This window comes from Halonotius sp. GCM10025705, assembly GCF_042662885.1.
GTDB classification, from domain to species: domain Archaea; phylum Halobacteriota; class Halobacteria; order Halobacteriales; family Haloferacaceae; genus Halonotius; species Halonotius aquaticus.
In genome coordinates, this window is the sequence record NZ_JBHSZD010000001.1 from 1,933,734 (window position 1) to 1,947,090 (window position 13,357).

The following is a 13,357-nucleotide window of genomic DNA, read 5'->3' on the forward strand; positions in this document are numbered from 1 at the left end:
ACGGCACCGACCGCGGGGTTTTCGACCTCCCGACCCTACAAGAGCATATGTCACCATTGCGCGATGCGTTGCAGGAGTTGCCGGATGCGGTGTTCGCTGATCTCTTGGAGTCCGACGACGCCTACCTGCTGGTGCTCGATGTTCCGGGGGTGACCGCCGAGACCGCCGACATCCGCACCGAAGGCGGACGGCTGGTCGTCGAGGCCCGCCGCGGGAAGTCGGTGCCACCGGAGTTTCAGTATCTCCGGGAGGATCGGCCGCTGTTTCTCGACGCCGAGTTGCCGCTGCCACGCGAGGCAGACGGGAGCGCGGCGAGCGCCGAGATCGACCGCGGCGTCTTAGAGATCCGGCTGCCGAAAGCCGACGCCGACGGGGAGCCGATCCCGATCGACGACGCCTCGGCGTAGGTGGTCGCTCTGGTCTCTTTGCGTGCCTACTGGCGGTTCGTCGTCGTCGCCTACCGGTTTCTGCCCCTGATCGTCGCCTACCTTCGGGATCGGCGGCGGTTCCTCATCGTCGGCGGGGGCCGGCAGGTCAGCCGCGAGATGCAACGCGAGCGCGCAGCGGTACTCTTAGACACGCTGTTGACGCTGGGCCGACGTTCATCAAGCTCGGCCAGCTGCTGTCGACACGGCCCGACATCCTGCCGAAGGCCTACATCGAGGTGCTGTCGAGCCTGCAGGACGACGTGCCGCCCGCGCCGTGGGCGGAATCGAAGCTCGTCATCGAAGAGGAGTTGGGCGACGTCAACGATGTCTACGACGACTTCGACACCGAGCCGATCAGCGGCGCGAGCCTCGGCCAGGTGTATCTCGCCGAATACGAGGGCGAGCAGGTTGCCGTCAAGATCCGCCGACCGGGGATCGAATCGCTTGTCGAAGCCGATCTGAAGGTGTTGCGGTGGTCGATTCCGATCCTCGTGCGGTTCATCGGCGAGGGCCGTGCCTTCTCACTTGACAGCCTCGCCGACGAGTTCAGCAAAACGATCCGCCAAGAGATGGATTACAGCCGCGAACGCGACATCTTAGAGGAGATCCGCGGCAACTTCGACGGCAACGACGCCATCGACATCCCCGAGCCGATCGATCCGGTCTGTAGCCCGCGGGTGCTCACGATGGAGTACATCCCCGGAACGAAGATCAACGATATCGAAACGCTCGACGAGAAGGGGCTCGACCGCACCGAGCTGGCGACGACGCTCCAGGAGGTCTACCTCCAGATGATCATCGAGGACGGCGTCTTCCACGCTGACCCCCATCCGGGTAATCTCGCGGTGAAAGACGATGGCACGATCATCTTCTATGATTTCGGGATGTCGACGACGGTCGACCCCTTCATCCAAGAGAAGATCGTCGAGTTCTATATCGCCGTCGCCAACCAGGATATCGACGCGATCCTCGATACGCTGATCGACATGGGGACGCTCAGCCCAACGGCCGATCGGGAGGTCATGGGCAACGTCTTAGAGCTCGCTATCGCCGATGCTCGCGGGGAGGACATCGAGCAGTACCGCGTCAACCAGATCATCGAACAGGTCGAGTCGACGATCTATGAGTTCCCGCTGCGGCTCCCCCGCAATCTCGCGCTCGTCCTCCGGGTGGCGACCGTCGTCGAGGGAGTCTGTGTCACCCTCGATGAGGACTTCGATTTCATCTCGGTGGCGACCGACTACCTCACCGAGCAGGGCTACCGCGAGGAGACGGTCAAGCGGCTGGCCACGGAGGCCGGCGAACAGGTACAGGACACTGCCGAGGCGCTGTTTACCGTCCCACCAAAGCTGAACCGGGTGTTGGATACAGTCGAACGCGACAACCTGACCGTCAACGTCCAGATCGATGACGAAAACCACGTGCTGGATAAGCTGGCCAAGCGCATCTCCTACTCGATTATCGTCGCCGTTGGGCTGCTGTCGGCGTCGATCATCTACTCCTTTACCGGCCAGTGGCGCATCTCGGTGGCGATTCTGGCGTTGACAGTGCCGATGGTGTTCTTCCTCTATCGGTCGTTCAAACAGCCGACCGGGCTGCGGGCGCGCCCGCAGTTCACCCGCCAGAGCATGCGCCAACAGCGGCAGCGTGACGAGGAGCGATAGCCCGCGTGACGTGGCTGCACTCTTGGCAGGTTAGGTGTTGACCGTGTCAAGTTCTGTATTCGCCAGCATCTTGCCCTTCTGTGTCAGGCCGACGCCGTCGTCGGGATGTGTCACCAATCCATGATCAAGTGCTTGCTCATAGAGTGCCTCAAATTCGCTTGTATTCCCGTCAGTGAGGGCGTGCATGGTCTGTGTGAGATCATGCGTGGTGTAGTAGCCGACGACTAACTGGGTTTCAGCCTCACTCACGTTCGTCTCCTCGATCTCCGCTTGGAGTTGGGCGTATTCCGTCCGGAGATAGCGGTTGAACAGGCGTTGCAGGCGGGTCTGCGTAAGCGAGAGGTAGCTGGTGGTTCGGGTGTGGGAATTCATGTGATCGACCTTGATCACATCCCGTTTGCCTCCGCCGATCGTCCGTTTGCCGAACTGAATATTTACGATCTCGCCAAGAGCGATCGATTTGGTGCCCCCTGTCTCCGGTGTGAACACCACCCGATCCGGTTTGATCGCGACCTGCACCTGTTGGGCGGCTGTGTCCGTCTGTTGGCCACCCTTCTGGGCCCCAAATTCCACAAGGCCAGTGGCGCCGTTGATGGACTTCGCAAACAGGTGATACTCAAAGACATCAGCGTACTCCGGGTCGTACTCGATAAAACAGACGTGGGAGCTGTCTTCGGGAGAGAATTTGATGCCGACGGCCTGTGTAAACGCATCCTCGAATCGCTCGGGTGGGGTGCCGATAGTGAGGTTCGTGACCGTATCGACGGCGATGTCCACCGATTGGGTGCCGGCCCGAAGTGAGATGCTGTCGCCATCGAGTTCACAGACGCCGTTCTGGATATCCGAGCGCCTGATGGCGGTGGAGTAAAATCGGGTCTGGAACTGTGTTGTAAAGCCAGCCGGATCGTCGCCGCCGCGCATAGGTGTGTAGTAGGTGTGTTCGATCGTGCTATTGAATATATCCTCGGTCTGCCCTGCTGGTCAGTGACACAGTTAATGCCAAGAGCACCCCCGTGGTGGTGTCAGTGGGCAGTGGCGAGACGACTGAAACAACGCCCAGTGGTGACCGCCGTGGCCGACAGTCGTGAAACCATTCGAGCCAACAGTTATTCGCGTCCCGACCGTACAGCATATATGCAAATACTCGTCACCGGCGCGACCGGGTTCGTCGGCGGCAACCTCGTCGACGCCCTTCTCGCTGCTGACCATGAGGTGACGATCCTCACCCGAAGCCGCGAGCGCTACGACGGCCCCAAGGAAGTTCGGGTCGTCGAGGGCAACGTCTTGGAGCCGGGCAGCTTCGCTGACGCCCTCGATGTCGACCTCGCGTACTATCTGATCCACTCGATGGGTGCCGGCGGCGACTACGCCGAACGCGACCGCCGGGCCGCCCGCAACTTCTCGGAAGCCGCCAGCGACGCCGATCTTGACCGCGTCGTCTACCTCGGCGGGCTTGGGGCCGACCGCGACAACCTCTCGCCGCACCTGCGCTCACGCCGGGAGGTCGAGCGCATCCTCGGCCGTGGCGAGTACAACCTCACCGTCCTTCGGGCGGCGATCATCATCGGCGCGGGCTCGATCAGCTTTCAGTTAATTCGGCAACTCGCGGGGCGGCTGCCGGTGATGATCACGCCAAAATGGGTACACACCAAGTGCCAGCCGATCGCCATCGACGATGTGATCAGCTATCTTGTCGGCGTCGCCGAAACGCCCGAGACCGCCGGCGAAACCTACGAGATCGGCGGCCCAGATGTGTTGACCTACGCGGAGATTCTCAAGGAAACGCGCCGCCAGCTCGGCGGTCGGCTCCGGATCGTGCCGGTACCGGTGTTGACCCCGCGGCTATCCTCGTGGTGGATCCGCTTTGTGACCGATGTCGACCCCGCGGTCGCCCGCCCGCTGATCGACGGCGTCAAAAACTCCGTTGTCGTCACCGACACCCGAATCCAGGATATCCTCCCCGCGATCGGCTCCGCTTCGAGGCAGCGGTCGCCGACGCGCTTGCTGACGAGCCGGCAGCAACACCGACCCCGAAGGCTCGCCTCGGGCGATTGCTTCGCGGGAGCAAGCCATGAGCGGCGTCGGCGAGCCGACACCGAAACCGATAGCTCCGAGTAGCTGGCGGTCAATCGGGAGACACTGATGGCCAAGGAGTACGGCGACACGTGGGTCTATGAAGGGATTGTTGGCGGACTCCCGGGGATCGACCTCTCGAATACCCATGCCGTCGCCATCCAGTTTGGGCTGTTTCAGGTCGGGATCTTCGTGTTTGCGGCGATCTATGATCTCTGGTCGGCCGCCCTTGCCGGCACGGCCGCCGTCGTCGTCGCAACGGTTGGCAGCGTCGCCATGCACCGCCTGGCACACGAAACCGGGCGATCGACGCGCCAGCAAAATACTACCGGCTGTTGTTTGGTTCCAGCATCGAGGTCGTGCTGTCGGTGCTGGCGTTTATCGCGCTTATTACGCATCTATTCGTGTTTGACGTGCAGTCGCCCGGCGAACCGCTGATCACCACACTGTTCGGCCCCGAGCCGCCGGTGGTCGTCGTCTACCTCGTGTTGTTGGTCGCCTGGGATCTCTGCTACCGGATCGGCACCTCGTGGTGGGCTGCTGTCGTCTCGCTGTGGCGCGCGCTCACCATCGCCTGTGAGCCGGGCGTTGCGAACCAATTCGTTCGAACCGATCTGGAAAACGTCGGGTTTGCGTTCTCACAGGTCATCCTGCTGCCGTTTCTGCTCGACCAGCCGGTGTTGCTCGTCGCGGTCAGCGGCCACATCGTTGCCGTTGGTGTCGTCTCGGCGGCGTCGATCTGGCTCACGCGGACAGCCGCCGACCCGCTTTTAGCGACGACACCCGACTGAGGACAACTGTCGACGCCGATGACAGCGACGGGTCGATAGCAGCGGTGCTACGCGAATGAAAGCCCGACAGACGGTGTCACCGCGGCGACCCGGCAGGTCACTCGGTTTGGAGCTGTTCGAACTGCGCCAACAGCTTGTCGGCGGACTCGCCGGTGTCGTACTCCATCGACCCCTCGTACTCGGAGCGGGCCTGCTCGAAATCGGCATCGACCGTCGCGTTCTTTCGCTCCCGGCGTTCGTGTTCAGCTTCGTCGTAGTCGCCAAGTGACATGGTATACCATACCTTGGAAGCTGCCAAATAAATAGATATCGGTCAGCGGCATCGCTGCGCACAGCCGACCTGCCGAAGCCAGAACACGTAACTACCCCGCAGGCGACTATGTGTGCGTGGCGCGACCGCTTCGCTTCCGGTATGCCCCCGGCAGGTGGTCGAGAGACCGACTCCGCTCGGAGGTGCTCCAGCCGCTGGACGACAACCTCGGCGCGACGATGGACGGGCCGTGGTACCGACCGCCAAGTGGCTACGACGCGGTTCGCTTTGCGATGGACAACGGCGACACTGCCCTCTTCATCTGGACCGACGGCGACGACGGCCCCGATGGCGTCGACGGTGGCCCCGGCGGTTACTGGCTCGGTAACACCGAAACGCCGAGCAGCCTCTGGCGAACCGAAAAATACGGGTTCAGCGAGGTGCCCTACCCGGTCTCGCGGTGGGCTGAACGCGAGTTGTTGGCGCAGCTACGGATGGAATCGCCGTGGCTTGCGCCCTACGACCACCTCGCGTGGTTCTTTCTGCCCGTGTTCCTCTCGAAGGATGGCCGCGAGAGCACCCGGTCGTTTTTCATCGATCACGCCGCCGGCTTTCCGAACGCGACCGCCGAAGAGGCCCTCCAGCACTACGAGGACGTCCTCCACACCGGCGCACTCGACGAGTACCGCGAGGAGATGGCCGGCAAGCTCGGCACCTCCGAACAGCTTGATCTCACGCGGATGACCGCCGCGATGGGCGAGTTCAACGTTGCGAAGCTGTTGGTCGAGGCGGGTTATGAGATCACCCCGGAGATCGAGGTCACGACCGGCCACTCGATCGACTTCCGGGCGGATCTGCCGGACAACGACGGGAGAGACGCGATCCTTGTCGAGGTGACCCGCCCGCTGCCGCCGGATCGACGGGCGGCAAACGCCGCAACGACCGCGATCCGAGAGACGGTCAAAACGAAGACCGATGGCCAACTCGACGCCCACGCCGGCGGCGTCGTGCTGTTGGTCGACTGTTCGTCGTTTCCCGACGCAGACTGGCAGCCGATCGTCGCCGAGCAGCCGGAGGTCGGCCACCGACCGGCAGTTGTCTTCCGGCGTCGACCGGACGGAACCACAACTGGCTACCGAACGGGGCGGCTCCCGCTGTCGCTCGACGATGCCATCGAGTTCATCCCCGATAACGAGCCGGCAGTGTAGCCGCTGCTGCTGTCGTCGCGGGGGCCGACAGCCTCTTTTCACAGCGGCGGCGACGAAGCGTATGGCGCAGCCGGCCGCGGATCTCCACGTTCACACGACGGCCTCTGACGGGACACTGACCATCGAGGAGGTGCCGGCGGCGGCCGACGCCGCAAATATTGATCTCGTTGCGGTCACCGACCATGATCGAATCCATCCCGAACTTGACGCGCCGATCACCGACCACGACGGGGTGACCGTGATCCGCGGGATCGAGCTGCGGGTCGACACCGACCGCCAGCGACTCGACCTGCTGGGCTACGGCGTCAGATCCACCGACGCACTGACCACCGAACTCGATCGCCTCCAGCAAGATCGCATCGAGCGCGCTCAGCAGATCATCGACTGCGTCGAAACGCGGCTCGGTGTGGCTCTCGATCTCGACCCACAGCCCGGTATCGGCCGTCCACACATCGCGCGGGCGATCGCCGACAGCGACGCCGACGACGATTTTCAGGGAGCCTTCGACGAACTCATCGGAAACGGCTGCCCCTGTTATGTCCCCCGAGAGATCACGCCGGTTGACCGCGGGATCGACCTCCTCACCGAGGCCTGTCCGGTCGTCGGCCTCGCCCATCCGCTTCGGTACGACGATCCCAGCGCGGCCCTCGATCACGCCGCCGAGCTTGATGCGGTCGAACGCTACTACCCCTACGATCACGCGGTCGATACCGACCTCGTCGACGCCGCCATCGACCGCCATTCGCTGCTGGCGACCGGCGGCAGCGATGCCCACAGGACGACGCTGGGACAGGCCGGGCCACCGCCGTCGGCCGTCGAAGCATTTCGCCGCCGGCTCGAAAAGCGGTGAGTTAAACACAACCCAGCCCTACACTGAGGTATGCGCTGTCATTACTGTGAGGAGGAGGCGGCGTTTGCGGCGGAGAAAGACGGGCTGAAAGTCGGCCTCTGTACGGAGCATTTCCGAGAGCGCATGGAGGAGCTCACCGACTCCGCCGAACTCGCCGATCTTGAGGATCAACTCGATGTCAACCGAACCGAGTAGCTGACGGGCAGCGGGGCAGGTGTGGTGCGGCTGTTTTCGGAGCGATACGTCTATGGGCGGTGCGGCCGACGATCCGGTATGTCATTTACGCCGACTGACCGGCCACGCCGTCTCCGTACCGACGGCATTCGCCCACTGGTGCGGGAGACAACCGTGGATGCACAGGATCTCATCGCGCCCGTCTTCGTCGACGAAACGACCGACGAGCGCGTCCCGATCAGTTCGATGCCAGGCCACGAGCGCGTCCCCGTCGACGAGGCTGCCGCCCGCGTCGAAGAGATCCAGGAAACCGGTGTCGAGGCTGTCATCGTCTTCGGTGTCCCCGACACGAAAGACGAGGTCGGCAGCGAGGCCTACGCCGAGGATGGCGTTGTTCAACGCGGTATCCGTGAAATCACCGCCAACACCGATGCATACGTCATCGGCGACGTCTGTCTCTGTGAGTACACCGACCACGGCCACTGTGGCGTCCTCGAACCGCATGCCCACGACGATCCGACGCTAACGGTCAAAAATGACGACACCCTGGAGCTGCTGGCCGATATCGCCGTCTCACAGGCTGAGGCCGGCGCAGATATGGTCGCCCCATCCAGTATGACCGACGGGATGGTCGGGGCGATCCGGGCGGCTCTCGACGATGCTGGCTTCGAGCATATCCCGATCATGAGCTACGCCGCAAAGTACGAATCCTCCTTCTATGGGCCGTTCCGCGAAGCTGCCGACGGTGCGCCGGCCTTCGGCGACCGGCGACACTACCAGATGGATCCCGCAAACCGGCGGGAAGCCCACCGCGAAGTCGCTCTCGACGCCGAGGAGGGTGCGGACGTGCTGATGGTGAAACCGGCACTGCCGTATCTCGATATCGTCCGTGACGTGCGCGAACAGTCCGATAAGCCGGTCGCCGCCTACAACGTCTCCGGGGAGTATGCGATGATTCATGCGGCCGCCGAGAAGGGCTGGCTGGATCTCGAAGCCACGGCATATGAATCGCTGCTAAGCATCAAGCGCGCGGGCGCGGATCTGATCTTGACCTATTTCGCCGAGGATATTGCCGAGCAGTTGTAACCGATTGCCTTCGCAGATCCAACCTCATTTCGGGGTGTGCGCTCGCATAGCACAGCCGCAGTAGCACTATATATTCACCCAGTATTCATCTGCTTGTATGAGCGACACAACAATCGCCGAGGAAAACGCGCCAAACTGTGCCGTGTGTGACGAATCAATCGTTGATCTGCCGACTGACCGTGTGATCGCAACCACGGCCGACGGCGAGGTCAGCTACAAACATTTCTGCTCGGCGAGCTGTGAGTCGTCGTATCACACCTAATCGCCGGGTGAGCAGATTTTTTGACCCGATCGACTGATCGATAAGCGACGCCGCCGTTACTCCTCGGTGATCGTCTCGCCGTAGTCCTCGGGATCAAGCTCACCTTGATAGATCTTCGCGCCGTCCTTGGCAACTTGGTTGCCTAACACGGCACAGGGGATCCGCATCGGCGAGATTGTCACGCCGAGCATGTCGGTGATATCGTCGGTTTCGAGATCCTCTAGCTCTGCTAAGGTCATCCCAACAAGTCGTTCCGAGAGCATGCTCGCCGAGGCTTGTGAGATGGCACAGCCGTCGCCGGTGAAGCTGACGTATTCGATCTCCTCGTTGTCCTCGTCGAGTTTCACGTCCATCTGGATCGTATCGCCACAGGAGGGGTTTTCGCCGGTATGGCTGAAATCCGGATCCTCGAGTTCCCCGTAGTTTCGGGGGCTCTTGTAGTGATCGAGGATCTGCTGTCGATACATGTCAGAGCCTGTTCCCATGTTGTACGCCGATAAGCCAGTCGGCCGCAAAAGGGTTCCGGGGGCGACAACGGAGCCGCACAGCTGGATTGATTCGATCGATAGCACACCGAACAAATCGGGAGGGATCGACAGCAAGCGTCACGCTGCTAACCAGTAGCGTGATGTGCTCTCGACGCTAGTAGATGCCATGGACGAGCGGACGCCACGGACGGATGAAACCACGGATGGGCCACCGATCCCGGATCTGGAGACGCTACCGACGCACTCGACGGATCTCCTGACGTTGCTCGATGCCGACGGAACGATTCGCTATGAGAGCCCGGCGATCGAAGCGTTGTACGGCTACGACCAACACGCACTGGTCGGCGAACAAGTCGCTGAATACATTCACCCATCGGATCGACAGCGGGTACTCGACGCGTTTGAGACGCTGCAGGTGGCGACAGCCCACCAGATCGAAACCGTCGAATACCGGCATCGCGTGGCCGACGACAACTATCTCTGGGTCGAATCGGTCGCCTCGTCGACGCCGACGCCGGAGGGCCACTACGTCATCAACTCCCGGGATATCTCGACGCGGAAGGCGCGAGATCATCGGTTTCGCGCCCTTGCCGAGGAGTACCGAACGCTCCTGTCGACGATCGATGACGGACTGTTTTTTCTCGATGTCGACACCGCGGGAGCCGAGCCGACATTTCAGTTCATCCGGGTCAACGACGCCTTCGAGACGGTCACGGGGATCGCGGCCAGCGAGATCCGCGGGCGGTCGCCGACAGCCGTCTTTGGCGACGAACTCGGCGGCGAGATGGCGGCCAACTACCGGCAGTGTGTCGACCAGCGTGAGTCACGGCAGTACCAAGAGGAGGTGCCCGTCGACACCGGCGCGCGCCACTGGCAGACAAGCCTGACACCCGTCATCACCGGCGACGAGGTCAGCCAGATCATCGGGGTGACCCGCAACATCACCGACCGCGTCGGCCGTGAACGACAGCTCCGAAGCCAGAAGGAACAGCTCGATGCCTTCGCCGGCATCGTCGCCCACGACATCCGCAACCCGCTTGGCGTGGCACAGGGACGAGTAGACTTGCTTGCCGATGACTGCGACAGCGACCACCTGCCGCCGATCACCCGGGCGTTAGATCGGATCGAGACGCTCGTCTCGGAGACGCTGACCCTCGCCAGACAGGGCCAAGTGGTCGCAGCACCGACACCGGTCGACCTCGGGGCGGTCGTCGCCACCTGCTGGGGCAACGTCTCGACAGCCGACGCCGACCTCGAATTCGATGGCGAAACGACGATCATGGGTGATCGAAGTCGCCTCGAACACATCTTCGAGAACCTGTTTCGGAACGCGATCGAACACGGCGGGGCTGCTGTGACCGTTCGTGTCCAACAGTGTGGAGCCGACGCCTTCTTTGTCGAAAATACCGGGCCACCAATCCCCGAGGACGACCGCGAGACGGTCTTCGAGCCCGGCCACAGCTCGACACGCGATGGCACCGGCTTCGGGCTTACAATCGTCAAGCGGATCGCCGAGGCCCACGGCTGGCAGGTGGCGATCACCGAGGGCAGCGGCGGCGGCACGCGGTTTGTGTTCTCAGGCGTCGACATCCGGTAGGAACCGCAGCAGGTCAAACTCCCCTACCGCAGCCGATCACAGCGGGATCTCGCTGACCGTCTCGTAGACCGGGCCGTCGTCGGTCAGCGTGCTCTTCGTGAGGCGAAGGGACTCGACCTGAAACGTCCCGACTATCGGATCCGTCTCGTCGACGAGCCGCTGGACGCGCTGTTTGTCGTGGGCAGCATCCATCCGGGCGAGGGTGATATGTGGGGTGAACTCGTGGTCGGCAGGATCGAAGCCGATCGCTGTCAGTTCGTCTTCGACAGCCGCAGCCAGGGCGGTGAGTTCGGCGTCGCCGGCACCCTCACGGACGCCAGCCCAGATGACGCTGATGTACGCCATGGAGGGAAACACGCCCAGCCCGCCGACCGTACAGTCAAACGGGTCGACACCGGCGTCGGCGACGGCCGTTTCGAGGGCGGCCTCGATTTCGTCGACGCGGTCGGGATCGGTGTCGCCGAGGAAGGTGAGCGTGCAGTGGGCCTGCGTTGGATCGGTCAGCCGGAGGCCGGCGCGGGCTTCGAAGGGGGCCTGTGCGTCGGCGACCGCCTCGGCAAGTGACGACGGAAGGTCGACGCTGACGAAAAGCCGCATCGGCTCACACCCCCGTACACTCGAATCGCGCGCCGCCATCGGCACCCTCGGTCACCGTTACCTCCCAGCCGTGAGCGTCGGCGACCTCAGCGACGATCGCGAGGCCGAAGCCGGTGCCGTCGTCGCTTGTGGTGTACCCACTTTCGAGAACAGCCTCACGGTCAGCCGCCGGAATTCCAGGGCCGTCGTCTTCGACATAGAACCCGTGGTCGTCAAGCGAGCCGATCCGGATCGCCACGTCGCGTCCCCCGTGTTCGATCGCATTCCGAAACAGATTCGCAAAGAGCTGTTGCAGCCGCGTTTCGTCGGCCCTGATGGTGCGGTCGGTCTCGACGACAAGCGTCGAGTCGGGCGTTTCGACGGTCTCCCAGGCTGCCTGGGCGACGACCGCGATATCGAGGGGCGTCCGCTCGTCGATGACAGAGCCGGCCTGTGCCAGCGTGAGGATATCGTCGATGAGGGTATTCATCCGATCGAGGGCGTTGAAACAGCGATCGAAGGCGTCCTCGCTGCCGGTTTCGTTGGCGTTTTGCAGCCAGCCAGTGAGGACTTCTGGGGATTTCGGAGGTCATGAGAGACCATCTCGGCGAACTGCTCCAGTTGCTCGTTTTTCGCTTCCAGTCGCTCGGTTTTGGCTTCGAGCTGTTCGGTCGCCCGCTGGCGTTGGAGTTCATAGCTCACCCACCGACTCATCAGATCGACGATCGTCTGTTCCCACGTCGAAAACTCGCCGTCCCGTGGGTCGGTGTCGTAGAAACAGAACGTCCCATAGACACCGTCGGCAACGTAGACCGGCGCGCCGATATAACAGCTGATCCCCCAGTCGGTGAAGCCAACGCGGTCAGTTTGGTCGGGGGCGTCGCGTGCGACATCACCGAGGACGACCGTCTCCTCGGTGCTGGCGACACGTTCGCAGTTCGTCGCCGACAGCGTGCCGACATCGCCGGACTGAATCGAATCGTCGTCGCTGGCGACGATCTCGAAGTGATACTCCTCGCCGTCGATCCGCGAAAGTGTGCCGTACGTCGTCTCAAGGACGTTCCGGCCAAGTTCGAGGAGGGATTCGACCTGATCCTGAAAGCCACGATCGTGATCGGCGATGATCTCGTGCATCTCCCGGAGGATGCGCTCGCGGCGCTCGACAGCGGCCTGGTTGCGGTAGCGTTCGGTGATATCGTACAGATACACCGACAGCCCGGTCTCGGAGGGGTACGCCCGCACGTCAAACCAGATGTCCAGCGGCTCGTAGTACTCCTCGAAGGTTACCGGCTCCTGAGTCGCCATCGCTTCGTGGTAGTTGTCGTAGAAGACGGTGTCGACGGCTTCGGGGATCTCCTCCCAGAGGTGGCAGCCCTCGATCTCGTCGGCGGTTAGCTCCCGGCCCATCGCCTCAGACAGCACGGTCGCCCCAAAGGCGTTGGCGTAGGTAATGTGCCACCCGGTGTCGACAGCGAAGACGCCATCGGACATGCGATCAAAGATCGCTTCCCGTTCCTGTTGGGCGCGTTTGCGCTCGGTGATATCCCGGCCGATCGCCCCATAGGTCGGCTCGCCATCCGCTTCGGTGAGTTGCTGTAAGGTGAACTCGTAGTGGCGTCGCGCGCCGGCATCGGTCACCAAGACGGTCTCAACGGTGGTACGCTCAGTCTCGTCGAGTGCCTCGATGGCGTCCTGCATGGTGTCGGCATCCTCGTCGGCGACGATATCGCCGGGAGTCATCGTCGACAGCGACTCGGGATCAGCCGCGGTTCGCTCGACGACCGTCTGGTTCCAATCGCAAAGCTCCCCGGACTCGTCGAACACGAGAAACAGTCCATCGCTGACGGCAAGCAGGGAGTTGACAGTGGGATCACTCATCGCAGGCGATTGTACTACTATTAGCAAGTCCG

The 13,357-nt window shown here is 62.7% G+C and carries 14 protein-coding genes and 2 pseudogenes; 10 read left to right on the forward strand and 6 right to left on the reverse strand.

Translation table 11 applies throughout. The features are described from left to right. Window positions 1-47 precede the first annotated feature (47 nt). Both ACFQJB_RS10840 and ACFQJB_RS10845 read left to right on the forward strand, forming a co-directional pair. Entirely contained in the window at window positions 48-407 is a 360-nt protein-coding gene (locus ACFQJB_RS10840) for an Hsp20/alpha crystallin family protein (RefSeq protein WP_379727164.1), read from the forward strand. Then, window positions 408-2,092, forward strand: a pseudogene (locus ACFQJB_RS10845) (ABC1 kinase family protein). A 30-nt stretch (window positions 2,093-2,122) separates the two neighbouring features. Here ACFQJB_RS10845 and ACFQJB_RS10850 read toward each other — a convergent pair. Then, on the reverse strand, window positions 2,123-3,013 hold the full coding sequence (locus ACFQJB_RS10850; RefSeq protein ID WP_379727167.1) for a CheF family chemotaxis protein: 891 nt from the start codon (window positions 3,011-3,013) through the stop codon (window positions 2,123-2,125). A gap of 213 nt (window positions 3,014-3,226) precedes the next feature. On the opposite strand from ACFQJB_RS10850, the gene ACFQJB_RS10855 reads away from it, so the two are divergent. Continuing rightward, window positions 3,227-4,210 (forward strand): NAD(P)H-binding protein, encoded by a 984-nt coding sequence (locus ACFQJB_RS10855; RefSeq protein ID WP_379727170.1) that lies wholly within the window; start codon window positions 3,227-3,229, stop codon window positions 4,208-4,210. A gap of 24 nt (window positions 4,211-4,234) precedes the next feature. After that, window positions 4,235-4,956 (forward strand): annotated as a pseudogene (locus tag ACFQJB_RS10860) (hypothetical protein). Window positions 4,957-5,053: 97 nt separating this feature from the next. Here the strand turns inward: ACFQJB_RS10860 and ACFQJB_RS10865 are convergent. Then, window positions 5,054-5,227 carry a DUF5786 family protein gene (locus ACFQJB_RS10865; protein ID WP_379727173.1) on the reverse strand — a complete coding sequence of 58 codons (174 nt, stop codon included), beginning with the start codon at window positions 5,225-5,227 and terminating at the stop codon, window positions 5,054-5,056. A 116-nt stretch (window positions 5,228-5,343) separates the two neighbouring features. Between ACFQJB_RS10865 and ACFQJB_RS10870 the strand changes: the two genes are divergently transcribed. From ACFQJB_RS10870 to ACFQJB_RS10890, 5 genes are all read left to right on the forward strand, one after another. Continuing rightward, window positions 5,344-6,414, forward strand: a complete 1,071-nt coding sequence (locus ACFQJB_RS10870; protein WP_379727176.1) for a DUF5784 family protein — start codon at window positions 5,344-5,346, stop codon at window positions 6,412-6,414. 61 nt (window positions 6,415-6,475) lie between these two features. Further along, window positions 6,476-7,264: a PHP domain-containing protein gene (locus tag ACFQJB_RS10875; protein WP_379727179.1), complete on the forward strand. Its 789-nt coding sequence runs from the start codon at window positions 6,476-6,478 to the stop codon at window positions 7,262-7,264. Between the two features lie 30 nt (window positions 7,265-7,294). Further along, window positions 7,295-7,459 carry a DUF6757 family protein gene (locus ACFQJB_RS10880; RefSeq protein WP_165853308.1) on the forward strand — a complete coding sequence of 55 codons (165 nt, stop codon included), beginning with the start codon at window positions 7,295-7,297 and terminating at the stop codon, window positions 7,457-7,459. 78 nt (window positions 7,460-7,537) lie between these two features. Next, a complete protein-coding gene (gene hemB / locus ACFQJB_RS10885) occupies window positions 7,538-8,524 on the forward strand; it encodes a porphobilinogen synthase (RefSeq protein ID WP_379727182.1) in 987 nt (328 codons plus the stop codon). Between the two features lie 97 nt (window positions 8,525-8,621). Continuing rightward, the gene (locus tag ACFQJB_RS10890; RefSeq protein WP_165853309.1) at window positions 8,622-8,786 is read left to right on the forward strand and encodes a DUF7576 family protein; all 165 of its coding nucleotides are present in this window, start codon (window positions 8,622-8,624) and stop codon (window positions 8,784-8,786) included. 56 nt (window positions 8,787-8,842) lie between these two features. On the opposite strand, the gene sufU is transcribed toward ACFQJB_RS10890, so the two are convergent. Continuing rightward, window positions 8,843-9,271: a Fe-S cluster assembly sulfur transfer protein SufU gene (gene sufU / locus ACFQJB_RS10895; protein WP_120103600.1), complete on the reverse strand. Its 429-nt coding sequence runs from the start codon at window positions 9,269-9,271 to the stop codon at window positions 8,843-8,845. 169 nt (window positions 9,272-9,440) lie between these two features. On the opposite strand from sufU, the gene ACFQJB_RS10900 reads away from it, so the two are divergent. Next, window positions 9,441-10,871, forward strand: a complete 1,431-nt coding sequence (locus tag ACFQJB_RS10900; protein ID WP_379727185.1) for a PAS domain-containing sensor histidine kinase — start codon at window positions 9,441-9,443, stop codon at window positions 10,869-10,871. A 36-nt stretch (window positions 10,872-10,907) separates the two neighbouring features. Here the strand turns inward: ACFQJB_RS10900 and thpR are convergent, their stop codons facing one another. The 3 genes from thpR to ACFQJB_RS10915 are packed head-to-tail and all read right to left on the reverse strand — an operon-like array spanning window position 10,908 to window position 13,325. After that, window positions 10,908-11,468 (reverse strand): RNA 2',3'-cyclic phosphodiesterase, encoded by a 561-nt coding sequence (gene thpR, locus ACFQJB_RS10905; RefSeq protein WP_379727188.1) that lies wholly within the window; start codon window positions 11,466-11,468, stop codon window positions 10,908-10,910. Window positions 11,469-11,472: 4 nt separating this feature from the next. Next, a complete protein-coding gene (locus ACFQJB_RS10910) occupies window positions 11,473-11,937 on the reverse strand; it encodes a sensor histidine kinase (RefSeq protein ID WP_379727191.1) in 465 nt (154 codons plus the stop codon). Continuing rightward, window positions 11,934-13,325 (reverse strand): PAS domain-containing protein, encoded by a 1,392-nt coding sequence (locus tag ACFQJB_RS10915; protein ID WP_379727194.1) that lies wholly within the window; start codon window positions 13,323-13,325, stop codon window positions 11,934-11,936. The genes ACFQJB_RS10910 and ACFQJB_RS10915 overlap by 4 nt, the downstream gene beginning before the upstream one ends. Between the last annotated feature and the right edge of the window lie 32 nt (window positions 13,326-13,357).